General features: G+C 58.0%; 20 protein-coding genes. 10 read left to right on the forward strand and 10 right to left on the reverse strand.

Features of this window, described 5'->3' with window-relative positions; translation table 11 throughout:
• Positions 1-463: 463 nt before the first annotated feature.
• Together TU74_RS13845 and TU74_RS13850 are read right to left on the reverse strand one after the other, a co-directional pair.
• A complete protein-coding gene (locus TU74_RS13845; protein WP_048376867.1) occupies positions 464-1,684 on the reverse strand; it encodes a CaiB/BaiF CoA transferase family protein in 1,221 nt (406 codons plus the stop codon).
• Positions 1,685-1,699: 15 nt separating this feature from the next.
• Positions 1,700-2,881, reverse strand: coding sequence for an acyl-CoA dehydrogenase (locus tag TU74_RS13850; RefSeq protein ID WP_047279141.1), 1,182 nt, complete (start codon positions 2,879-2,881; stop codon positions 1,700-1,702).
• A gap of 158 nt (positions 2,882-3,039) precedes the next feature.
• Here TU74_RS13850 and TU74_RS13855 point away from each other — a divergent pair, with 158 nt between their 5' ends.
• From TU74_RS13855 to TU74_RS13880, 6 genes are all read left to right on the forward strand, one after another.
• Positions 3,040-3,936 carry a LysR family transcriptional regulator gene (locus TU74_RS13855; protein ID WP_048376868.1) on the forward strand — a complete coding sequence of 299 codons (897 nt, stop codon included), beginning with the start codon at positions 3,040-3,042 and terminating at the stop codon, positions 3,934-3,936.
• Between the two features lie 436 nt (positions 3,937-4,372).
• Positions 4,373-5,494, forward strand: coding sequence for a Re/Si-specific NAD(P)(+) transhydrogenase subunit alpha (locus TU74_RS13860; RefSeq protein WP_048376869.1), 1,122 nt, complete (start codon positions 4,373-4,375; stop codon positions 5,492-5,494).
• Between the two features lie 11 nt (positions 5,495-5,505).
• Positions 5,506-5,829: an NAD(P) transhydrogenase subunit alpha part 2 gene (locus tag TU74_RS13865; protein ID WP_047279135.1), complete on the forward strand. Its 324-nt coding sequence runs from the start codon at positions 5,506-5,508 to the stop codon at positions 5,827-5,829.
• Positions 5,826-7,262 (forward strand): NAD(P)(+) transhydrogenase (Re/Si-specific) subunit beta, encoded by a 1,437-nt coding sequence (locus TU74_RS13870; protein WP_047279134.1) that lies wholly within the window; start codon positions 5,826-5,828, stop codon positions 7,260-7,262. Before TU74_RS13865 ends, TU74_RS13870 begins: the two co-directional genes overlap by 4 nt.
• 182 nt (positions 7,263-7,444) lie before the next feature.
• Positions 7,445-8,935 (forward strand): acetyl-CoA hydrolase/transferase family protein, encoded by a 1,491-nt coding sequence (locus tag TU74_RS13875; protein WP_047279132.1) that lies wholly within the window; start codon positions 7,445-7,447, stop codon positions 8,933-8,935.
• 318 nt (positions 8,936-9,253) lie between these two features.
• The gene (locus TU74_RS13880) at positions 9,254-9,469 is read left to right on the forward strand and encodes a DUF1127 domain-containing protein (RefSeq protein ID WP_048376870.1); all 216 of its coding nucleotides are present in this window, start codon (positions 9,254-9,256) and stop codon (positions 9,467-9,469) included.
• 21 nt (positions 9,470-9,490) lie between these two features.
• Here the strand turns inward: TU74_RS13880 and TU74_RS24175 are convergent, their stop codons facing one another.
• Entirely contained in the window at positions 9,491-9,646 is a 156-nt protein-coding gene (locus TU74_RS24175; protein ID WP_157315168.1) for a hypothetical protein, read from the reverse strand.
• Between the two features lie 122 nt (positions 9,647-9,768).
• On the opposite strand from TU74_RS24175, the gene TU74_RS13885 reads away from it, so the two are divergent.
• From TU74_RS13885 to TU74_RS13900, 4 genes are all read left to right on the forward strand, one after another.
• The gene (locus tag TU74_RS13885; RefSeq protein WP_047279124.1) at positions 9,769-10,086 is read left to right on the forward strand and encodes a DUF2388 domain-containing protein; all 318 of its coding nucleotides are present in this window, start codon (positions 9,769-9,771) and stop codon (positions 10,084-10,086) included.
• Positions 10,087-10,233: 147 nt separating this feature from the next.
• Positions 10,234-10,527, forward strand: coding sequence for a DUF2388 domain-containing protein (locus TU74_RS13890; RefSeq protein ID WP_047279693.1), 294 nt, complete (start codon positions 10,234-10,236; stop codon positions 10,525-10,527).
• A gap of 26 nt (positions 10,528-10,553) precedes the next feature.
• The gene (locus TU74_RS13895; RefSeq protein WP_047279694.1) at positions 10,554-10,874 is read left to right on the forward strand and encodes a DUF2388 domain-containing protein; all 321 of its coding nucleotides are present in this window, start codon (positions 10,554-10,556) and stop codon (positions 10,872-10,874) included.
• Positions 10,871-12,832 (forward strand): DUF7844 domain-containing protein, encoded by a 1,962-nt coding sequence (locus TU74_RS13900; RefSeq protein WP_048376871.1) that lies wholly within the window; start codon positions 10,871-10,873, stop codon positions 12,830-12,832. Before TU74_RS13895 ends, TU74_RS13900 begins: the two co-directional genes overlap by 4 nt.
• 15 nt (positions 12,833-12,847) lie before the next feature.
• On the opposite strand, the gene TU74_RS13905 is transcribed toward TU74_RS13900, so the two are convergent.
• The 7 genes from TU74_RS13905 to TU74_RS13935 all read right to left on the reverse strand — a co-directional run bounded on the left by TU74_RS13905 (position 12,848) and on the right by TU74_RS13935 (position 22,279).
• Positions 12,848-13,744: a response regulator gene (locus TU74_RS13905; RefSeq protein ID WP_047296591.1), complete on the reverse strand. Its 897-nt coding sequence runs from the start codon at positions 13,742-13,744 to the stop codon at positions 12,848-12,850.
• Positions 13,745-13,904: 160 nt separating this feature from the next.
• Positions 13,905-14,666: a phosphate signaling complex protein PhoU gene (gene phoU / locus TU74_RS13910; protein WP_047279110.1), complete on the reverse strand. Its 762-nt coding sequence runs from the start codon at positions 14,664-14,666 to the stop codon at positions 13,905-13,907.
• An 86-nt stretch (positions 14,667-14,752) separates the two neighbouring features.
• Positions 14,753-15,586 carry a phosphate ABC transporter ATP-binding protein PstB gene (gene pstB / locus TU74_RS13915; RefSeq protein ID WP_047279108.1) on the reverse strand — a complete coding sequence of 278 codons (834 nt, stop codon included), beginning with the start codon at positions 15,584-15,586 and terminating at the stop codon, positions 14,753-14,755.
• A 99-nt stretch (positions 15,587-15,685) separates the two neighbouring features.
• Positions 15,686-17,356: a phosphate ABC transporter permease PstA gene (gene pstA / locus TU74_RS13920; protein ID WP_047279104.1), complete on the reverse strand. Its 1,671-nt coding sequence runs from the start codon at positions 17,354-17,356 to the stop codon at positions 15,686-15,688.
• A gap of 15 nt (positions 17,357-17,371) precedes the next feature.
• Positions 17,372-19,657 carry an ABC transporter permease subunit gene (locus TU74_RS13925; RefSeq protein WP_048376872.1) on the reverse strand — a complete coding sequence of 762 codons (2,286 nt, stop codon included), beginning with the start codon at positions 19,655-19,657 and terminating at the stop codon, positions 17,372-17,374.
• A 176-nt stretch (positions 19,658-19,833) separates the two neighbouring features.
• Complete coding sequence (locus TU74_RS13930; protein ID WP_047279100.1) at positions 19,834-20,820, reverse strand: phosphate ABC transporter substrate-binding protein PstS; 987 nt, start codon at positions 20,818-20,820, stop codon at positions 19,834-19,836.
• Positions 20,821-20,989: 169 nt separating this feature from the next.
• Positions 20,990-22,279: an MFS transporter gene (locus tag TU74_RS13935; protein ID WP_048376873.1), complete on the reverse strand. Its 1,290-nt coding sequence runs from the start codon at positions 22,277-22,279 to the stop codon at positions 20,990-20,992.
• Positions 22,280-22,616 lie beyond the last annotated feature (337 nt).

The following is a 22,616-nucleotide window of genomic DNA, read 5'->3' on the forward strand; positions in this document are numbered from 1 at the left end:
CTGATAATCTTTTTGACTATCAGTCTGACTCCACAAGCACCCACACGAATTGCTTGATTCAGTTGTTAAAGAGCGGTTGGTTAAGCTTTCGCTCAACCGAGGCGCGCATTCTACAGCAGCCTCTATTGCTGTCAAGCGGTTATTTTAAGATGTTTTCAAAGTTTCCTCTGTAACATCAACCACTTGCGCTTCCGATCTCTCGTCAGCGGGAGGCGAATTCTACAGCGTTACACGCTGCTGTCAACACCTCATTTCCTGCTTCGATGATTTGAAGCTGGCATCGTCAAAACCGTCTAACTCATTGAAACTCAAGGAGTTTTCCGTTTCGACTACGCCGGAAGTGGGGCGAATTATAGGCCGTTGAAATCCTGAGTCAAGCCCTAATTGAGCGACTCTATCAATTACCCGAAAAAGACTTAAAACCTAACTATATAGAGAGGCACTAGCGCCCCTCTGCAAAGGCCTAAACAACGCCCGACGTGCGCAGCCCTTCCAGCGCCCCCGCAGTCACCCCCAAGACACGCTGCAAGACCTCCTGCGTATGCTCGCCCAGCAATGGCGGCGCATTACGGTATTCAACCGGGGTGGCCGACAGCCTGATCGGGCTCGCCACCTGCGGCACAAGCCCCGCCAACGGGTGAGGCAACGCTATCGCCAAGTTACGCGCCTGCACCTGAGGATCCTCAAATACCTGCGCCAAATCGTTGATAGGCCCGCAAGGTACGCCGACCGCTTCCAACTCAGACACCCATTGCGCCGTCGTCCTGAACACAGTCGTCTGACGAATCAAAGGCACGAGCACCGACCGATTCGCCACCCGCGCGGTATTAGTCGAGAACCTGGGATCGTCAGCCCACTCACTGCAACCCGCCACCTGCGCAAACTTCCTGAACTGGCTGTCATTCCCGACGGTAAGAATGAAGTCACCATCTGCCGTAGGAAAATCCTGATACGGCACGATATTCGGATGGGCATTGCCTAAGCGCTTAGGTGAAATACCTGTAGTGAGATAGTTCATGGCCTGATTCGCCAAGCAGGCAACCTGGACATCGAGCAACGCCATATCAATGTGCTGCCCACCCCCATCATGTTGGCGATGAGCCAGCGCAGCCAGAATCGCAACCGTCGAATACAACCCGGTCAGTATATCGGTCAGCGCCACCCCTACCTTCACCGGCCCCGCCCCCTCTTCCCCCTCAGGCCGCCCGGTCAGACTCATCAGGCCGCCCAAGCCCTGAATCATGAAGTCATAACCGGCACGCTTGGCATACGGCCCCGTTTGACCGAACCCTGTAATCGAGCAGTAGATCAAATCAGGGTTAACGTCTTTTAGCGACGCATAGTCCAGACCATAAGCCTGCAACCCACCCACCTTAAAGTTCTCGATCAAAATGTCGGACTTCGCCGCCAGCTCGCGCACCAGTCGCTGACCTTCTGGCTTGGTGAAATCGATCGTCACAGACTGTTTATTGCGATTGGCAGACAGGTAGTACGCCGCCTCGCCAGTACTCTCTCCATAGGCATCTTTAAGGAAGGGCGGCCCCCAGGCGCGCGTGTCATCTCCATTGCCCGGACGCTCGACCTTGATGACCTCAGCCCCAAGGTCGGCCAGAATCTGGCCCGCCCAAGGACCTGCCAGTACCCGCGACAAATCCAGCACCCGCAAATGCGATAAAGCCCCCATGAGCCGCCCCCTCTATTAATAGAACGCCTGAAGACCTGTCTGCGCCCGACCCAGAATCAGGGCGTGCACGTCATGGGTGCCTTCATAGGTATTCACCACTTCAAGGTTGACCAGGTGGCGCGCCACACCAAACTCATCAGAAATGCCGTTCCCCCCCAGCATGTCACGCGCCATGCGAGCGATGTCGAGCGACTTGCCGCACGAATTACGCTTCATGATGGACGTGATCTCCACCGCCGCCGTGCCCTCGTCCTTCATTCTCCCCAGACGCAGGCAACCCTGCAGCGCCAACGTAATCTCAGTCTGCATATCCGCCAGCTTTTTCTGAATCAACTGCGTGGCAGCCAGTGGCCGGCCAAACTGCTGACGATCGAGGGTGTACTGGCGTGCGGTATGCCAACAAAACTCGGCAGCCCCCAGCGCCCCCCACGAAATACCGTACCGGGCCGAGTTCAAACAGGTGAAAGGCCCCTTCAGACCACGCACATCCGGAAAAATGTTCTCTTCAGGTACAAACACGTTATCCATAACGATTTCGCCAGTGATCGATGCGCGCAAACCTACCTTGCCGTGAATTGCAGGCGCACTCAGACCCTTCCAACCCTTTTCCAGCACAAAGCCACGGATATCCCCGGCATCATCTTTAGCCCACACCACAAATACATCAGCAATCGGGCTGTTGGTGATCCACATTTTGGCGCCCGTCAAGCTGTAGCCGCCTTCGACTTTTCGTGCACGCGTAATCATCGCACCAGGATCAGAACCGTGATTTGGCTCAGTCAGACCAAAACAGCCAATCCATTCACCCGAAGCCAGCTTGGGCAGGTATTTCTGCTTTTGGGCTTCAGTCCCGAACTCATTGATAGGCACCATCACCAGCGACGACTGCACACTCATCATTGAACGGTAGCCAGAGTCCACACGCTCCACTTCCCGCGCAATCAAGCCATAGCTCACATAATTGAGGCCGCTGCCGCCGTATTGCTCGGGGATCATCGCTCCCAGCAAACCGGTCTCGCCCATTTCACGAAAAATGGCCGGATCAGTCTTCTCATGACGGAAAGCTTCAAGCACTCGAGGCGCCAACTTGCCCTGCGCAAACTGCTCAGCACTGTCGCGCACCATGCGCTCTTCTTCAGTGAGCTGCTGATCCAGCAACAGTGGATCGATCCAGTTGAAGCTTGCCTTACCCGCCATGAGTGAACCCTCGAGATATAGATCAAATGTCGTGGGCCGATCGTAGGCCGCACCTATATAGAAGGACAAACGAGGATTCGGCACTCTCTTGTGATAATTTCTCACTCCGTGAAGATCAAAAACGCCATATCTCATGACCTTTAGTGAGGAAGCCGTACATGCGCCGCAAGATTCCCAGTACGGCCGCACTCATCAGTTTTGAGGCGGCAGCTCGGCACGAAAGCTTCACCAAAGCTGCGCAGGAGCTTTCTCTGACCCAAGGGGCGATCTGCCGACAAATAGCCAGCCTCGAAGAATTTCTTGGCATCGAACTTTTCAGACGCTCAAAACGCGGTGTGAAGCTGACGGAAGCAGGGCTTTCCTACAGCCGACGTGTCGCAACCCAACTGGATGCCGTCGAGCGTGACACCCTCTCGATCATGGGCCAGCAAGGCGCCAACGTGATTGAACTGGCCGTCGTCCCCACCTTCGGTACGCAATGGCTGCTACCGCGACTCAAAGACTTCCAGCAGCAACACCCCGACGTCACGGTCAACCTCACCAACCGCACGCGCCCCTTTCTGTTTGCTGACACCGACTTTGACGCCGCCATCTATTTCGGCGATGCCGACTGGTCAGGCACTTCGTCCTATCGCTTGATGGGTGAAAATCCCGTTCCCGTATGCAGCCCCCGCCTGCTGCCAGCCGAGAAAACCCTCACGCCAGATGCACTCGCAGAACTTCCATTACTGCAACAAACCACGCGCCCCTATGCGTGGCGGCAGTGGTTTAACGCGCAAGGCCTGAACATCCCCCGCGACATGACCGGGCCGCGCTACGAACTGTTCTCGATGCTGGCCCAGGCCGCTATGCACGACATGGGCATCGCACTGATCCCACCCTTCTTGATTCAACGCGAATTGGCCGAGCAACGACTGGTAATCGCTAACACTGCAACGCTGGCGAGCACCAAGGCTTATCACTTGATGATTCCTGAACGCAAAATCGAGTCCGCCTCGCTTCAGGCGTTTCGCGACTGGCTTATCCAGAAAGCCCAGCAATACAGCCTTGATTAGCGCATTACATCGTCCAGACGAGTTATGTAGTGACTAATAAAAACACCCTACATATATACGTAAATGTCGCTTTTAAGCAGCCTAAACTTATGTCTATCTGGACAAACCTGCAAGCCAGTAACCACGTGGCTTACAGGGTATTTCTGAAAGTTATGGCCAGATAACTAAAAGAAATGTGAAAAAAACTCTAAAACATCCTTTAATCCCTGAAAGCCACGCCGTTACTGGTCTCTAAAGAAACCTTGCGACATTCGGTCACGGCATGACTTGTAGTAATTATTCCGTCACCCTTCATAAGTTCTTGAAGAGCCAAATAATCGCCTGCATTATGCGGCGCCCCACCCTGATTCCGGTGGGATCGTGCTGATCGGCCGCCCCAGCCGCGCCATCCGAAGTGCGCTGGATTTCTTATAAAAGATCACGCAGGAGATATGACGTGCACATTGGTGTTCCTCTCGAAACCCATCAGGGTGAAACGCGGGTTGCTGCAACCCCGGAAACCATCAAGAAGCTGATCGGCCAAGGCCATAAAGTGACTGTTCAAAGCGGCGCAGGCATTAACGCCAGCGTCATCGACAGCGCTTATGAAGCCGCCGGCGCAACCATTGGCAGTGCCGGCGACGCGCTAGGCGCCGAGCTGATCCTGAAAGTGGTTGCTCCCAACGACAGCGAACTGGCCCTGATAAATCGCGGCGCAGTGCTGATTGGCATGCTCAACCCGTTCAGCGATGAAACCATTGCCAAACTGGCCAGCCATGACATTACGGCGTTCTCACTGGAAGCCGCACCACGCACTTCTCGGGCGCAAAGTCTTGATGTGCTGTCGTCCCAGGCCAACATTGCCGGCTATAAAGCCGTGCTGCTGGCCGCTCACCATTACCCGCGCTTCATGCCGATGCTGATGACCGCCGCGGGCACTGTGAAAGCTGCCCGCGTGCTGATCCTCGGCGCAGGCGTTGCAGGCCTTCAGGCCATTGCAACCGCCAAACGCCTGGGGGCCGTGATCGAAGCGTCTGATGTGCGCCCTGCCGTAAAAGAGCAGATCGAGTCGCTGGGTGCCAAATTTGTCGACGTGCCTTACGAAACCGACGAAGAACGCGAATGCGCCGTAGGGGTTGGCGGCTATGCGCGTCCTATGCCTGCAAGCTGGATGCAGCGTCAGGCACTGGCCGTTCACGAACGTGCCAAGCAGGCCGACATCGTCATTACTACCGCGCTCATTCCGGGCCGCAAGGCGCCAGTGCTGCTCAGCGCTGAAACCGTGGCACAGATGAAACCGGGCTCCGTCGTTATCGACCTCGCCGCTGCCCAAGGGGGCAACTGCCCGCTGACCGTCGCGGACCAAGTGGTGGTCGAGCACGGCATCACCATCGTGGGCCATACCAATCTGGCCGCCATGGTTGCCGCAGATGCCTCCGCACTGTACGCCCGCAACCTGCTGGACTTCCTCAAACTGGTCTTCACCCCTGAAGGACAGTTCCAGATCAACCTAGAAGACGACATCGTCGCCGCGTGCCTGATGTGCCGCGACGGTCAAGTCGTGCGCAAAAACGGCTGAGGATAAAAACAATGGAAGAGCTGATCTCCCCCGGCGTCTACAACCTGATCATCTTTGTGCTGGCTATCTATGTGGGCTATCACGTGGTCTGGAACGTCACACCTGCCCTGCACACGCCGCTGATGGCGGTCACCAATGCCATTTCGGCCATTGTGATCGTAGGTGCGATGCTGGCCGCTGCACTGACGGTCACCCCACTGGGCAAAACCATGGGCACCCTGGCGGTGGCCTTGGCCGCCGTTAACGTATTTGGTGGATTTTTGGTCACCCGGCGCATGCTGGAAATGTTCAAGAAGAAAGCACCTAAAGCCAAAGAAGAGGTGCGCAAGCCATGAGCATGAACCTGGTCACCGTTCTGTATCTGATCGCGTCAATATGTTTCATCCAGGCCCTCAAAGGCCTGTCGCACCCCACAACCTCACGTCGTGGCAACTTCTTCGGCATGCTCGGCATGGCGCTGGCAGTCATCACAACCGTAGGACTGGTCTTCAAGCTAGGCGCTGAAATAGCTACAACCGGTATCGGCTATGTGATCGTGGGCCTACTGGTCGGCGGCACGGCGGGGTCGATCATGGCCAAGCGCGTTGAAATGACCAAAATGCCAGAGCTGGTCGCCTTCATGCACAGCATGATCGGTCTGGCTGCGGTATTTATCGCCATCGCCGCCGTGGTCGAGCCGCAATCGCTGGGCATCGTTAAGCAACTGGGCGATGCCATTCCTGCGGGCAACCGCCTGGAACTGTTCCTGGGCGCTGCGATTGGTGCCATCACGTTCTCCGGCTCTGTGATCGCCTTCGGCAAACTGTCAGGCAAATACAAATTTCGCCTGTTCCAGGGCGCTCCCGTGCAATTCAGTGGTCAGCACACGCTGAATCTGGTGCTCGGACTGGCCACCCTCGGGCTGGGCATCACCTTCATGCTGACCGGCAACCTCAACGCCTTCGCACTCATGCTGGCACTGGCGTTCGTGCTGGGCGTGCTCATCATCATCCCGATTGGCGGGGCAGACATGCCGGTTGTGGTATCGATGCTCAACAGCTATTCGGGCTGGGCGGCAGCCGGGATCGGCTTCTCGCTGAACAATTCGATGCTGATCATTGCCGGTTCGCTGGTGGGCTCGTCGGGCGCGATCCTGTCTTACATTATGTGCAAGGCGATGAACCGTTCGTTCTTTAACGTGATCCTGGGCGGCTTTGGCGGTGCAACGGATGCGGGCGGCCCGGCGGGTACGCAAGAAGCCCGTCCGGTCAAATCAGGCTCGGCTGACGATGCCACCTTCCTGCTGACCAACGCCGACACGGTCATCATCGTGCCGGGATATGGCCTGGCGGTTGCACGTGCTCAGCACGCCCTGAAAGAACTCACCGAAAAGCTGACCCACCGCGGCGTCACGGTGAAATACGCGATCCACCCGGTGGCAGGTCGTATGCCCGGCCACATGAACGTCCTGCTTGCCGAGGCAGAAGTGCCTTACGACCAAGTGTTCGAGATGGAAGACATCAACTCCGAATTCGGACAGGCTGATGTCGTGCTGGTGTTGGGTGCCAACGACGTGGTCAACCCGGCCGCGAAAAACGATCCGAAATCGCCGATTGCGGGCATGCCGATTCTTGAGGCTTATAAAGCCAAGACCGTCATCGTCAACAAACGATCGATGGCCAGTGGCTACGCCGGACTGGATAACGAACTGTTTTATCTGGACAAAACCATGATGGTCTTCGGTGACGCCAAGAAAGTTATTGAAGATATGGTCAAGGCGGTCGAGTAACATCCCCCGCCACTGCCACACCGAGAACCCCGGCGCTGAATTGACCGGGGTTTTTTATTTCTGCAAAGATCCCGACCAAAGGGTCTAAATCGCCGTCAGGCATTCGACCATGGTAGCGGGACGCCAGCCTTTGAAAATGAATAGACTGCGCATCTTGCTTCCGTTGCCCGAGATAACAATCCATGTACCGTGAACGTATTCGCCTAAATTCCCTACACGATAAGGTCATGAGCGCCGAAGAAGCCGCCGCCCTTATCCAAGACGGCATGACCGTTGGCATGAGCGGTTTTACCCGTGCCGGCGAAGCCAAGGCCGTTCCGCACGCGCTGGCCGAACGCGCCAAACTGGCGCCGCTGAAAATCACCCTGATGACAGGCGCCAGCCTGGGCAACGACCTGGACAAGCAATTGACCGAAGCCGGCGTGCTGGCGCGTCGCATGCCGTTCCAGGTAGACAGCACACTGCGCAAGGCGATCAACGCCGGCGAAGTCATGTTCATCGATCAGCACTTGTCTGAAACCGTAGAGCAACTGCGTAACCAGCAGCTCAAGCTGCCGGACATCGCTGTGATTGAGGCCGTCGCGATTACCGAGCAAGGCCATATCGTGCCGACCACCTCCGTCGGCAACTCGGCCAGCTTCGCGATTTTCGCCAAACAGGTGATCGTTGAGATCAACCTGGCGCACAACCCGAACCTGGAAGGCCTGCACGACATCTACATCCCGACTTACCGCCCAACGCGCACGCCTATCCCATTGGTAAAAGTCGACGACCGCATCGGCAGCACTGCAATTCCGATTCCGCCGGAAAAAATCGTTGCGATCGTCATCACCAACAAGCCTGATTCACCGTCCACCGTTTCGGTACCGGACAGCGAAACCGACGGCATTGCGTTCCACCTGATCAACTTCTTCAAACAAGAAGTGGCAGCCGGGCGTATGACCAACAAGCTGGGTCCGTTGCAGGCCGGCATCGGCAACATCGCCAACGCCGTGATGTGCGGCCTGATCGACTCACCGTTCGAAGACCTGACCATGTACTCCGAAGTACTGCAGGATTCGACCTTTGACCTGATCGACGCCGGCAAAATGAGCTTCGCATCGGGCAGTTCGATCACCTTGTCGGAACGTCGCAACTCGGACGTGTTCGGCAACCTGGAGCGTTACAAGGACAAGCTGGTCCTGCGCCCGCAAGAAATCTCCAACCACCCTGAAGTCGTGCGTCGTCTGGGCATCATCGGCATCAACACCGCCCTGGAATTCGACATCTACGGCAACGTGAACTCCACCCACGTCTGCGGCACTCGCATGATGAACGGCATCGGCGGTTCGGGCGACTTCGCCCGTAACGCTCACCTGGCGATCTTTGTCACCAAGTCCATTGCCAAGGCCGGTGCGATCTCCAGTGTGGTGCCAATGGTCAGCCACGTTGACCACACCGAACACGATGTGGACATCCTGGTAACCGAACAGGGTCTGGCCGACCTGCGCGGTCTGGCGCCACGCGAGCGCGCCCGAGTGATCATCGACAACTGTGTGCACCCGGACTTCCGTGAAGCCCTCAATGACTACTTCAGCAAAGCCTGTGCAATCGGTGGCCACACCCCGCACATTCTGCGCGAAGCGTTGAGCTGGCATATCAACCTGGAAGAAACCGGCAAAATGCTCCCGTAACACGCGAGCTAGACAGCCGCCGATGAAAACACTGTTTTCTCGGCGGCTTTTTTATCGCTGCAATTTCAAAAACTGTACTGCTGTACTGGTCATTTCCTACCCTTACAGCCGCCTTTTCACACATAAATGGCTAAAAATGCACCAACTTAGTGCCTACCGGTACAGTTGTAGTCATTTGCGCCCGTACAGCCCCCATAAACAGTTAACTGGCTCTGCACAATACAGATGAACTGTATCTAGAGAGTCTGGACGCACAAGAGGATCATGGGCACCAGTTAAACCACTAGCCAATGCCGCCACAAGCGGAAGGATGCCATCATGGAACGTACCCTCAGTTCCGATTTGTTCACTGAAAGCAGCACTGTTAACAACCAGGCTTCGATCCCTTTGCGCGTACTTGCCAACCTCATGTTGTGGCAGCGCCGTATTTCCAGCCGCCATCAACTGGCTCGCCTGGACTCGCGTCTTCTGGCTGATGCCGGGATTAGCGAAGCACAGCGCTACGAAGAGCTGAGCAAGCCGTTCTGGCGCTAACAAGCGCTCGCTGGCCTTGATTCACGATTTACCGCCAGCACCCAGAATTTGTAAAACAGAACCCGTCGCGGGAAACCGCTGACGGGTTTTGTCGTTCTGGAAGAGCATTTTGTATTCGCAGACCGTCACAGGTACAGTTTTAAAAATGTTTAAAACATACAGGTACAGTTGACGCATTCCTTGGCTCAACGCCTCAAAACGGCGTGTCACCGCAAAACGTTCTTTGCCGTACGCGACGCCGGGCCTACTATTCGGCTTATAAACGTCTAACTTATAAGCTCATGCCAAGGAGTATCACCATGTCCACTCTTCGCCTACTTAGCGCGGCGGCGCTGCTGACTGTTGCGGCCAGCGCCCATGCTTCCAGCTTCATCGCGACCACCGATGCCATCGTAGGCACGCTCAAGGCCACGACCGACCTGACGTCCGACGCCACGAACTCCATCCGCGACAACAAAATCGTGCGCGCCGCCCGTGACGACGCCGCCAGTTTTGTCGCCAGCGAAGGCAGCATCCGTGGCGTCAAGCTCGAAAGCGCGCTGGACTTCATTCGTCAGCAGGCGCCACAGCTGCAAGCGTCCGATGCACAACTGGCCCAGGCGATCCTCACCCTCTGATTTGCCGTGTCATCGCTGCCGGGCAGTGCGAGGCTATGTGCGAGGTAATTCGAGCACAGCCTCGCCCCCGGACAGCGGGCACATCCGCTTTGCCCTGCCCCGCCCATTACGCTAGCCTTGGCCCTCGCTCAATTAACGTCGAGACCCATGCGCTTTCTCTCAATTGCTCTACTTGCCTTTAGCTGGACTCAAACTGCTGCCGCCTTCGACACGAGCACACAAACCACCGTGCTCTCTGGCTACGTCACCAGCAAAGTGACCTCAACACCGTTCGAAAACAAACTGATTCGTGCCGCTCAGGATGACGCTGCCGCATTTATCGCCAGTGACGGCCAACTACGAGGCTCACAGCTGGAATCGGCCTTGCGCTACCTGCGCCACGACCAGCCAAAATTGACTGCCAGCGACCTTGAACTGGCACAGGCAATTCTCGTCCAATAAGCACCCGCGTTTTCTGGAGAATATTCATGCGTAACCCGTTGATTGTCGCCACCCTTGGCCTGCTGTTGCTGGCCGATGTGGCTCAGGCACAAACCCTGGTGCAGACCAGTAACATCATTGTTCGTGCATTCGGACGCGCCATTGATTTCACTTCCGACACCACCACGTCGATCCGTGACTCTAAAGTGGTGCGTGAAGCCCACGATGACGCCGCCACTTTCGTCGCCAGCCAAGGCGACATTCGCGGCGTTCAGTTGGAATCCGCCTTCAATACCTTGCGTGAGCGTGTGCCAGAAGCCCGCAGCGCCAGCGATCAGGAACTTGCCGAAGCCATCCTCGCACTGTGAGGCCGCTCGCGCGTTGGCTTGCCGCCTGCGGCCTGCTGCTGATCGGCAGCAGCGCCCAGGCCGCGTTGCATCTGCAACTCAAGACCGAAGGCTTGAGCCCGGCTGAACAGCAGGCCAGTCAGGCGCTGCTGGACGAGGCCATGCGCAAGCTGCCACCGCGCTTTATCGAGCAACTGGACCGCCAGATCCTGGTGGGCTGGACCGATGACATGCCGAGCAATGCCTACGGGCAAGCGTCGCTGATCTCCGAGCTGGACCTCAACCGCAAATTGCTGGCGAGCTTGACCGACGGCTCGGCCGCGACCGAGCAAACCAACCGCCCCCACGGCACCGTGCGCCGGGAAATGCTCGCCACCGTCCTGCACGAACTGACCCACATTTATGACCGCGCCCGTGTGTGGCCGCACGCCCAACGCACCCTCATCCAGCGCTGTACACGTCAGCACAACAGCGCCGGGCTGATTGGCCTGCCGGACGAATGCCGAGGCCAGACCGAACGCCGTTTCACCCTCAGCGATGACCCGCGCCTGCTCGACCTCGCCGGCTGGCAACAATATGTCGGTCGACGCGGTGAACGCGAACAAGATAACCACCAGATCGTGCGCAGTCCCGATCTGTACGAAGTCACCAACCCCAGAGAGTTTGTCGCGGTCAACATGGAGTACTTCCTCCTCGACCCGGCTTACGCTTGTCGGCGCCCGGCCCTGTATCGCTACTACCGGGATCACTTCGGCTGGGCCCCGGCTGCCCGGGATGAATGCCCCACAGGCTTTGCCTTTCTGAACGCCGGTAACGATTTCGCCAAACAGCCCCTCGGCACCGTCGACCCCGAGCGTGTGTACGCCGTCGATTACCTGCTTGCCGAGGCCAATCAGGAATGGGCGAGCCGCTGGGGGCACAGCATGTTGCGTTTGGTGATTTGCGCGCCCGGACGTCCGCGCGGGCCCGATTGCCGACTCGACCTGCAAGAACACTTGGTGTTGTCTTACCGGGCATTCGTCAACGACGTACAGCTATCAAGCTGGGACGGGCTGACCGGCGCTTACCCCTCGCGGCTTTTCGTCTTGCCGCTGGCTCAAGTGATCGATGAATACACCAAAACCGAACTGCGCAGCCTGGCCTCCGTGCCCCTCACCCTGAGCCGTCCGGAAATCGAAGAAGTGGTCGAGCACGCGGCAGAAGTGCACTGGAGTTATGACGGCAACTATTACTTCATCTCCAATAACTGCGCGGTCGAAACCCTGAAATTACTGCGCAGCGGCAGTGACAACACGCAGCTCAAAGGCCTGGACAGCATCATGCCCAATGGCCTGCTGGAAGTGCTCAAGGCACGCGGGTTGGCCGACACCCGTGTGCTGGACGACAAAAAAGAAGCGCTGAGGCTGGGCTATCGCTTTGACTCATACCGTGATCGCTATCAGGCGATGTTCGATGTACTCAAGACCCGCCTGCCGATCCAGCAGGCCAGCGTCGAAGACTGGCTCGCCCTCAGCCCGGATGCACGGCGCCCCTGGATCGAACAGGCCGACCTGCGCGCCAGCGCAGCGTTGTTGCTGCTTGAACAGGCCGCCTTTCGCCGCCAATTGCTGCTGGCCCAGGACGAGGTCAAACAGAAGTACTTGAAAGTGCGCGGGATCGAGGGGGCCGGCATGGACAAGGCCAACAAGACATTGCAAGAAATTCTCGCCAGCAGCGGCTTTCTCAGTCGCCCGGCTGAATTGCTGGGCAGCAGCGGCTATGGCCTGCCGCAAGCCAAAGAATGGGAAATGCTCGAATCCGAAAGCAGTCAGCGCCAGCAGCAATTACTGCGCCTGACCGGGGACCTGGACAAGGAAGTGCGCAGCTTGCTGGAACCCGCCCGCGCCGCCGAGATTGCCGCGACCGAAGCCAACGTCAAACAGATCGGCGAGCATTTGCGGGCGATTCACAAGGCTTCCGGCGGCCTGCAATTGCCATAAGCCTGTGTTGGGGTGTTATGCACCCGGCACAAAGTGTTTCTGGGCGGTGCCATGGGCAATCAGGCGCGAGAGGTAGCCCATTTTCGCGGCATCCTGATCCACAAAGCGAAAGGTCAGTTGCAGCCAGTCGCTGTCGGGCTTGGGCTCGTACGCCACGATAGCGTGCAAATAACCGTTAAGGCGGGCCACCTCGGCGCTCTCGCCCTGCTCAAGGTCAAGCACGGCACTTTCCAGCACCTGCGGCAGCACGTCGCCACGGCGCACCACCAGCAGCGCTTCCTTGAGGCTCAAGGCCTTGATGACACACGCCTGGGTGCCGCTGGACAGACGCAGTTGCCCTTGGCCCCGACCAGCCGGCGCATGGGCTTTTGCCGCAGGTTTGGCGGCCGCCACCGGGCGGGCAACGGGCGCAGGCGCGGCAGGCGTTGGCGCTACCACTTGAGCCTTGCCGCCGGTCAACGCGCTGAGCGAATCATTACCGAATGCCGAGTTCATCCGCGTTGGCGCACTGGCCAGGAGGGTTTCAAGTTTGCCGGCCTTGTTCAGGGCGTGTTTGACCTTGGTCAGCAACTGTTCGTTAGTGAACGGCTTGCTGACGTACCCCGACACACCGGCCTGAATCGCCTGCACCACGTTCTCTTTGTCGCCACGGCTGGTGACCATGATGAACGGCAGGGTTCTCAGGTGATCTTGCTCGCGGCACCAGGTCAGCAGCTCAAGGCCGCACATTTCAGGCATTTCCCAGTCACACAGCACCAAATCGAAGGTTTCGCGGGCCAGTATGGCCTGGGCTTTGCGACCGTTAACCGCGTCTTCGATCTTGATGCCCGGGAAGTAGTTACGCAGGCACTTCTTGACCAAATCGCGAATAAACGACGCGTCATCCACCACCAACACACTGACCTTGCTCATCGACTGCTCCTCTGAAATCTTGACTAGCATGCGCCGAATGATGGCCATGTGCCAAATCTTGGGGCACCCCGAATGACTTTACGTTCGCAGAGCGCCTGAATGTGAACGCCGAAACGCAAAACGCCCGGCCAAAGCCGGGCGTTTTTAATCTCGGGCAGTCTTATTTATCGTCAGGCACCTGCGGAACATTAGCGTTATCGGCACCGGTGCCTTCAACTTCTTCGCGCATGCGCTTAAGGCCCATGTGGCGCACATCCGTTCCGCGCACCAGGTAGATCACCAGTTCCGAAATATTGCGGGCGTGATCGCCAATGCGCTCCAGTGAGCGCAGTACCCAAATGATGCTCAGCACCCGCGAAATTGAACGCGGATCTTCCATCATGTAGGTGGCCAACTCGCGCAGCGCCGTTTTGTATTCGCGGTCGATGATTTTGTCGTACTGCGCCACAGACAGCGCCAGGTCAGCGTCGAAGCGGGCGAACGCGTCCAGCGCATCGCGCACCATGTTGCGCACCTGATCGCCGATGTGGCGCACTTCGACGTAACCGCGTGGCGCTTCGCCCTCTTCACAGAGCTGGATCGCCCGGCGAGCAATTTTGGTCGCTTCGTCACCGATGCGCTCCAGGTCGATCACCGACTTGGAAATGCTGATAATCAGCCGCAAATCAGACGCCGCAGGTTGGCGACGGGCCAGAATGCGCAGGCATTCTTCGTCGATGTTGCGCTCCATCTGATTGATCTGTTCGTCGATCTCGCGCACTTGCTGAGCCAACCCGGAGTCGGCCTCAATCAACGCGGTGACCGCGTCGTTAACCTGCTTCTCGACCAGTCCGCCCATGGCCAGCAAGTGGCTGCGCACTTCTTCGAGTTCCGCGTTGAATTGCGCGGAAATGTGATGGGTGAGGCCATCCTTTGAAATCATGGTTCTGCTCCGCAAAATCTGTGAGCGGCACGCGCCAGGCGGCCAGCCAAATGTGTCATTACGCCAAGCGGCAGAGGCCGCGCCAACTAGCCGTAGCGACCGGTGATGTAGTCTTCGGTCTGCTTTTTGGCCGGGTTGGTGAACAGCGTGTCGGTGTCGCCGTATTCAACCATCTTGCCCATGTACATGAAGGCGGTGTAATCCGACACCCGCGCCGCCTGCTGCATGTTGTGGGTCACGATCACGATGGTGAACTTGGACTTGAGCTCGTAAATCAGCTCCTCAACCTTCAGCGTCGAGATCGGGTCAAGTGCCGAGCACGGCTCATCGAGCAGCAACACTTCAGGTTCGACCGCGATGGTACGGGCAATCACCAGACGCTGCTGCTGACCACCGGACAAGCCGAGTGCCGAGTCGTGCAAACGGTCTTTAACCTCATCCCACAACGCCGCGCCTTTGAGGGCCCACTCCACGGCTTCGTCGAGGATGCGTTTTTTGTTGATGCCCTGAATGCGCAGGCCGTAAACCACGTTTTCGTAGATGGTCTTGGGGAACGGGTTAGGCTTCTGGAACACCATGCCCACGCGGCGACGCAGCTCGGCAACGTCTTCGCCCTTGCGGTAGATGTTATGACCGTAGAGGTTGATTTCACCTTCAACGCGGCAGCCGTCTACCAAATCGTTCATGCGGTTGAACGTACGCAGCAGGGTGGACTTGCCGCAACCCGACGGCCCGATGAACGCCGTCACGCGTTGTTTCGGAATGTTCAGGCTCACGTCGAACAGCGCCTGCTTTTCGCCGTAATAAAGATTCAGCCCCGGGACTTCAATGGCAACTTCTTCATTGGCCAGGTTCAAGCTTTGTTTGGTGCGACCCAAGGCGGACATGTTGATGCCGTGGGACGTGGATTCATGCTGCATGGGTTGCTCCATACGCTAAAAATTCGTTCCGGTTGTCTACAACCGGGCTTCTCGTGGGCGGGAGGGCCCATGGGCCGCTCCTGCCGTCAGTGTTCGTTATCAGCTTTCCAGCGCCTTGTACTTCTCGCGCAGGTGGTTTCGAATCCACACCGCCGACAGGTTCAGGGTCGCGATCACCAGCACCAGCAGCAGCGCCGTGGCGTATACCAGCGGCCGCGCAGCTTCAACGTTCGGGCTCTGGAAGCCCACGTCATAAATATGGAAGCCCAGGTGCATGATCTTCTGGTCCAGGTGCAGGTACGGGTAGTTGCCGTCCAGCGGCAGCGAAGGTGCCAGCTTGACCACACCCACCAGCATCAACGGTGCCACTTCGCCCGCTGCCCGCGCCACGGCGAGGATCATGCCGGTCATCATCGCCGGGCTGGCCATGGGCAATACGATCTTCCACAAGGTCTCAGACTTGGTCGCACCCAGCGCCAGCGAGCCTTCGCGCACCGTACGCGGAATCCGCGCCAGGCCTTCTTCCGTGGCCACGATCACCACAGGAACCGCCAGCAGCGCCAGCGTCAGCGAGGCCCACATCAGGCCCGGCGTACCAAACGTCGGCGCGGGCAGTGCCTCGGCAAAGAACAGACGGTCAACCGAGCCGCCCAGCACGTACACAAAGAAGCCCAGACCAAACACGCCGTACACAATCGCCGGCACACCGGCCAGGTTATTCACAGCAATACGGATCACCCGGGTCAGGGTGTTCTGCTTGGCGTATTCACGCAGGTACACCGCCGCCAGCACACCGAACGGCGTGACGATCACGGCCATGATCAGGGTCATCATCACGGTGCCGAAAATCGCCGGGAAGATCCCGCCTTCTGTGTTGGCTTCACGCGGGTCTTCGCTCAGGAATTCCCAAATGTTGCTGAAGTACATCGCCAGCTTCTGCCAGCTGTTCATGGCGTTCGGCTGGTAGGCCTTGACCACTTTGCCGATGTTGATTTCGAGTTCTTTGCCGTTGGCATCGCGGGCCGTCAGGCTGTCGCGATTGAACTGGGCATGCAGATCACCCAAGCGGTCTTCAATCGCTTTGTAGCGCGCATTCAGCTCGGCACGTTCGGCTTCCATGTCCGCCTGGGCTTGCGGTGTCAGTTTGCCTTCCAGCTCCAGCTTGCGACCCTGCAGGCGGATCCGCTCCAAGCCATAGTTGATGGCGCCAATGTCTTTCTTTTCCAACTGGCTGAGTTGCTTGGCCAGATCGTTGACGCGCTTGACTCGCGCTTGCAGCTCAGGCCACGCCGCTTCACCTTCGGCAATCACCTTGCCGTTTTCTTTCACATTGACCAGGTAGCCGTAGAAGTTGCCCCACTCACGGCGCTCGATGGCCAGTAACTCGGGCGGGGTCTTCAGGTCGGTCAGCCACTCGCCCACCACCCAGGAAAAGTCGTTGCCGTTCAGGTCACGGTTGCCGACCTTGATCAGCTCGCGGGTCATGAACTCCGGGCCTTGCTCCGGCACCGGCAAACCGGCGCTTTTCAGGCGCTCGCGGGGCACTTCTTCCTTTTGCACCACTTCGCCCAGCACCACGTGATGGGCAGAGCCCGGCACGTTGTACTGCGCCAGCACCAAATCGGCCGGCCAAAAGTGGCCCAACCCGCGCACCGCAATCACGGCCAGCAAACCAATGGTCATGATGACCGCGAGCGACACTGCGCCACCGCTGATCCAGACGCCCGGGGCGCCGCTCTTGAACCAACCTTTGAGGGAATTCTGTTTCACAGACTTCTACCTTCCTTAAAGCGACGAATATTTCTTGCGCAGACGCTGACGGATCAGCTCAGCGAGAGTGTTCATGATGAAGGTGAACAACAGCAGCACCAGCGCCGAGAGGAACAGCACACGGTAGTGACTGCCGCCCACTTCGGACTCCGGCATCTCCACCGCCACGTTCGCCGCCAAGGTACGCAAGCCTTCGAACAGGTTCATTTCCATGACCGGCGTGTTGCCCGTGGCCATCAGTACGATCATGGTCTCGCCCACCGCACGGCCCATGCCGATCATCAGGGCCGAGAAAATCCCCGGGCTGGCGGTCAGGATCACCACGCGGGTCATGGTTTGCCACGGCGTGGCACCCAGCGCCAGCGATCCCAGCGTCAGGCCGCGCGGCACGCTGAACACGGCATCTTCAGCAATCGAGTAAATGTTCGGGATCACGGCAAAACCCATCGCCAGGCCGACCACCAGAGCGTTGCGCTGGTCATAGGTGATGCCCAGGTCGTGGGAGATCCACAAGCGCATGTCACCGCCGAAGAACCAGGCTTCCATGAACGGGCTCATGTACAGCGATAACCAGCCAATGAACAGAATCACCGGGATCAGAATCAGGCTTTCCCAGCCATCCGGTACGCGCAGGCGGATCGAGTCCGGCAGACGGCTCCAGGTGAAGCCCGCCAGCAAAATCCCGATCGGCAGCAGCATTAACAGGCTGAAAATCCCCGGCAGATGCCCCTCGACATACGGCGCCAAAAACAGACCGGCGAAGAAGCCCAGAATCACGGTCGGCATCGCTTCCATCAGTTCGATCACCGGCTTGACCTTGCGGCGCAGGCTCGGGGCCATGAAGTACGCGGTGTAGATCGCGGCGGCCACCGCCAGCGGTGCAGCCAGTAACATCGCATAGAACGCCGCTTTCAACGTACCGAAGGTCAGCGGTGCAAGGCTCATCTTCGGTTCGAAGTCGGTGTTGGCCGCGGTCGACTGCCAGACGTATTTCGGTTCGTCGTAGTTCTCGTACCAGACCTTGCTCCACAGCGCGCTCCAGGACACTTCCGGGTGCGGGTTCTTCAAGGTCAAGGGCAGCAGCTTGCCGCCCTCTTCCACGATGACGCGGTTGGCGCGAGGCGACAGCGCCATAATGCCCGGGCCTTCAGCGACCTTCTCGACCAGCAGGGTGCGATGCGCGGTGCTGTGGAACACACCGATGTCACCGGCAGCGTCCAGCGCCAGGAAACCCTTGCGGCGTTGTTCGGCGGTGATTTCAACAATCGGCGAGTCGCCCATCTTGAAGCTGCGGATGTGCTTGAAGCGCTGTTCGCCATCGGGGTCGCGGGCCATGAACCACTGGCTCAGGCTGCCGGTGGAGTCACCCAGGATCAGCGAAATGCCACCCACCAACTGCGTACTGGCAGTGATTTCAGTGGTGGCGTCTTCGGCCAGTTTGTAACGGCCATTCAAGCTTTTGTCGCGCAGGCTGAACACGTCGGCCTGAGCGCGGCCATTGATGACATACAGCCATTGCTGACGCGGGTCGATGTACAGCGCTTTGACCTTCTCGGTCATCTGCGGCAGCTCGATGCGGGTCTCGGAGTTCGTGACCTCACCCGTCATCATGTTTTCTTCACTGGCCAACGACAGCACGTGCAATTGCGCGCCGGTCGAGCCCGCCAGCACCAGCGTCGAATCGTTCACGCTGAGGTTCACGTGATCCAGCGCACGCTCTTGAGGGTCAAGCGCGACAGGCGCCTCGCCGTACGGGTATTCGATGGCCGGGCTGATGGTCTTTTTGCCATCCGGGTAGCTGACTTTATACGTGTGGCGAAACACCAGCGCCTGGCCGTTGGACAAGCCCAGAACCACCACCGGGTTACCCGGCTGATCCTCGCCCAGCGACGTCACATGGGTGTCGGCGGGCAGCGGCAGGTTCACGCGGGAGAGTTCTTCGCCGCTCTTGGCATTGAAGAACAGCACCATGCCCTGATCGGACACGCGCATACCGACCTGATTTTGCTCTTCGACCGACAGCATCAACGGCTTGCCTGCGTCCTGCATCCACACAGGCGTAATCGCCTGCTTGGCATTCAGGTCGGCGCCCTGGAACAGCGGCAGCACCACATAACCGAGGAAGAAGAAAATCAGTGTGATCGCGCCGAGCACGGCAAGACCGCCGATAAACACATACCAGCGGGTCAGGTGATCTTTGAGCGCACGCATGCGGCGCTTGCGTTGCAGTTCAGGCGTATTGAAATCAATGCGCTTGGGAGCGGATGTCGTAGTCATTGGGGAATTGGCCAGATCATTCATGCGCACACCCTAGCGGTCCTGTATGACAAAAAGATGACAAAGCAGTGACGCAAAAAAGCCGCTGCCCAGTGGTGCTGGCAGCGGAATGGAAAATTGAGTAGTTACCGGGCTCACAACCTGTGGTCACTGGCGCAGGCTGAGCGTCGTGCTCGCAGCCTGCGCCAGCCGCTACAGGGTTATGCGCCTTCTTTCAAACCCAGGTCAGCCAAGGCTTTGGCAGCGACTTTGGCTGGCAGCGGGATGTAGCCATCCTTGACCACGACTTCTTGACCTTGCTTGGACAGCACCAGCTTGATGAACTCGGCTTCCAGCGGGTTCAGTGGCTTGTTCGGTGCTTTGTTCACGTACACGTAGAGGAAACGCGACAACGGGTATTTGCCGTTCAAGGCGTTTTCTTCGGTGTCTTCAACGAACTCCGTGCTGCCTTTCTTGGCCAGCGGTACGGTTTTCACGCTGGCGGTTTTGTAACCGATGCCCGAATAACCGATGCCGTTGAGCGAGCTGCTGATCGACTGCACCACCGAAGCCGAGCCCGGCTGTTCGTTCACGTTTGGCTTGAAGTCACCTTTGCACAGGGCTTCTTCCTTGAAGTAACCGTAAGTGCCGGACACCGAGTTACGACCAAACAGTTGCACCGGCTTGTTGGCCAGATCGCCGGTCACCCCCAGGTCACCCCAGGTTTTGATGTCCGATTTGCCGCCACACAGACGCGTGGAGGAGAAGACAGCGTCAACTTGCTCCATGGTCATGTGCTTGATCGGGTTGTCTTTGTGCACGAACACCGCCAGGGCATCGACAGCCACCGGGATAGCGGTCGGCTTGTAGCCGTACTTCTGCTCGAAGGCCGCCAGTTCGTTGTCTTTCATCTTGCGGCTCATCGGGCCCAGGTTAGCGGTGCCTTCAGTGATCGCCGGTGGCGCGGTCGAAGAACCGGCAGCCTGAATCTGGATATTGACGTTCGGGTATTCTTTTTTGTAAGCCTCAGCCCACAAGGTCATCAGGTTCGCCAGGGTATCGGAACCAACGCTGGAGAGGTTACCCGACACACCGGTGGTCTTAACGTACGGCTGGATTGCCGGATCAACACCCGCGGCAACCGCATTCGCAGTTGCAACGCCTGCGGCGACAAAAGTCAGGGCCGCCATCACACGCTTCAGTCTCATGCCTTACTCCTAGCAAACGAGGTTAGATGAATCGGGGGCCAGTATCTGCAGGCCATGTGACTACTCTATGAACCGATTGTGACAATTAGATGAAAGGCCAGCATTCGCAATGAATGGCTGGCCTTTTTAAAGAGAAGTGTTGTGGTGCGCAAACGCTATAGCCTGCGGGTCAGCGCCCTTTCTTCCAAAGATAAGCACCCACCAGCAACCCCATCGTACAAATGATTGCAACGTAATACGCCGGGCCCATCGGGCTTTCTTTGAGCAATAAGGTCACGGCCATCGGGGTCAGACCGCCGAAAATGGCATAGGCCAAGTTGTAGGAAAACGACAAACCGCTGAAACGCACAACTGGCGGGAACGCCTTGACCATGACATACGGCACGGCGCCGATGGTTCCTACGAACAAACCACTCAACGCGTACAACGGAAACAGCCAATCCGGGTGTTGCAACAGGCTGTGGTAGAAGGTCCACGAGGTGATCAACAGCGCAGCACACCCGAAGACAAACACCTTGCCCGCCCCAAACCGATCCGCCAGCGCACCCGACGCAATACACCCCAGACTCAAAAAGACAATCGCCAGGCTATTGGCTTTCAGCGAAACCGTGGCCGAGAAGCCATAAATGGTTTGCAGCACGGTCGGGGTCATCAAGATCACCACGATGATCCCGGCCGACAGCAACCACGTCAGCAGCATCGACACGGCGATGGCGCCACGGTGATCGCGCAGTACGGTTTTGAGCGGCACTTCTTCTGCCAATGCCTTGCGCAGTTGCAACTCGGCAAACACAGGGGTTTCGTGCAACCAGCGACGCAGGTAAACCGAAAACAAACCAAACACACCGCCCAGCAGGAAGGGAATACGCCACGCGTAGTCCGACACCTCCACCGGGGTGTAAATCGTGTTGATAGCCGTGGCCACCAGCGAGCCCAGCAAAATACCCGCCGTCAGGCCGCAGGTCAGCGTGCCGCAGGCGTAGCCCACATGCCGTGACGGCACGTGCTCGGCCACAAAGACCCAGGCCCCCGGCACTTCACCCCCAATGGCTGCGCCCTGAATCACTCGCATCAACAGCAACAGGATCGGCGCCCACATGCCAATCTGCGCATAGGTGGGCAACAACCCCATGATCAGAGTCGGCACAGCCATCATGAAAATGCTCAAGGTGAACATCTTCTTGCGCCCCAGCAGATCGCCAAAGTGCGCCATGACAATGCCACCTAGCGGCCGCGCCAGATAACCGGCCGCGAAAATACCGAAGGTCTGCATCAACCGTAGCCACTCGGGCATGTCGGCCGGGAAAAACAGCTTGCCGACCACCGTGGCAAAGAACACAAAAATAATGAAATCGTAAAACTCCAGCGCACCGCCCAAGGCGGACAGCGACAAGGTTTTGTAGTCATTACGGGTCAGGGGACGCGAGGGAGGCGCAGCACTGGAAGGCTCGGTGATCATCGGATTTGGGCATCTCTTATTAGGCTAGGCAAAAGCAGCAACACCGCCGGCATCGGCCGGGCGGTCCCGAACGATAACAAATTGTCTGCAAAAGCACAGAGGTAGACGTGTCGGCCTTTTAAAAAGCAGAATCAGACGGTCGTCGACGGCGTTGCCGACCGATATACTCGCCGACCGTAAGCAACGACCTACGGATGGTGAGTGGCTGTACGAAACGCCCTAATGCGTCCCTTCAGCCGATACATCGACGATGTTTCCCCTTGGTGCGGCTTGGGAAGAACGTGACGAACGCAGTATGTTCGGGCTGAATCGTTTTTCTAAAGACGCTTTTTCACCC

It is taken from the genome of Pseudomonas lundensis, assembly GCF_001042985.1.
Classification (GTDB): domain Bacteria; phylum Pseudomonadota; class Gammaproteobacteria; order Pseudomonadales; family Pseudomonadaceae; genus Aquipseudomonas; species Aquipseudomonas lundensis.

Excerpts from the sequence above, each read along its gene's own strand:
- TU74_RS13845 (WP_048376867.1), bottom strand. The coding sequence starts at position 1,684 with ATGGGGGCTTTATCGCATTTGCGGGTGCTGGATTTGTCGCGGGTACTG.
- TU74_RS13850 (WP_047279141.1), bottom strand. The coding sequence starts at position 2,881 with ATGGCGGGTAAGGCAAGCTTCAACTGGATCGATCCACTGTTGCTGGAT.
- TU74_RS13855 (WP_048376868.1), top strand. The coding sequence starts at position 3,040 with ATGCGCCGCAAGATTCCCAGTACGGCCGCACTCATCAGTTTTGAGGCG.
- TU74_RS13865 (WP_047279135.1), top strand. The coding sequence starts at position 5,506 with ATGGAAGAGCTGATCTCCCCCGGCGTCTACAACCTGATCATCTTTGTG.
- TU74_RS13870 (WP_047279134.1), top strand. The coding sequence starts at position 5,826 with ATGAGCATGAACCTGGTCACCGTTCTGTATCTGATCGCGTCAATATGT.
- TU74_RS13875 (WP_047279132.1), top strand. The coding sequence starts at position 7,445 with ATGTACCGTGAACGTATTCGCCTAAATTCCCTACACGATAAGGTCATG.
- TU74_RS13880 (WP_048376870.1), top strand. The coding sequence starts at position 9,254 with ATGGAACGTACCCTCAGTTCCGATTTGTTCACTGAAAGCAGCACTGTT.
- TU74_RS24175 (WP_157315168.1), bottom strand. The coding sequence starts at position 9,646 with ATGCGTCAACTGTACCTGTATGTTTTAAACATTTTTAAAACTGTACCT.
- TU74_RS13885 (WP_047279124.1), top strand. The coding sequence starts at position 9,769 with ATGTCCACTCTTCGCCTACTTAGCGCGGCGGCGCTGCTGACTGTTGCG.
- TU74_RS13890 (WP_047279693.1), top strand. The coding sequence starts at position 10,234 with ATGCGCTTTCTCTCAATTGCTCTACTTGCCTTTAGCTGGACTCAAACT.
- TU74_RS13895 (WP_047279694.1), top strand. The coding sequence starts at position 10,554 with ATGCGTAACCCGTTGATTGTCGCCACCCTTGGCCTGCTGTTGCTGGCC.
- TU74_RS13905 (WP_047296591.1), bottom strand. The coding sequence starts at position 13,744 with ATGAGCAAGGTCAGTGTGTTGGTGGTGGATGACGCGTCGTTTATTCGC.
- phoU (WP_047279110.1), bottom strand. The coding sequence starts at position 14,666 with ATGATTTCAAAGGATGGCCTCACCCATCACATTTCCGCGCAATTCAAC.
- pstB (WP_047279108.1), bottom strand. The coding sequence starts at position 15,586 with ATGCAGCATGAATCCACGTCCCACGGCATCAACATGTCCGCCTTGGGT.
- TU74_RS13925 (WP_048376872.1), bottom strand. The coding sequence starts at position 19,657 with ATGAATGATCTGGCCAATTCCCCAATGACTACGACATCCGCTCCCAAG.
- TU74_RS13930 (WP_047279100.1), bottom strand. The coding sequence starts at position 20,820 with ATGAGACTGAAGCGTGTGATGGCGGCCCTGACTTTTGTCGCCGCAGGC.
- TU74_RS13935 (WP_048376873.1), bottom strand. The coding sequence starts at position 22,279 with ATGATCACCGAGCCTTCCAGTGCTGCGCCTCCCTCGCGTCCCCTGACC.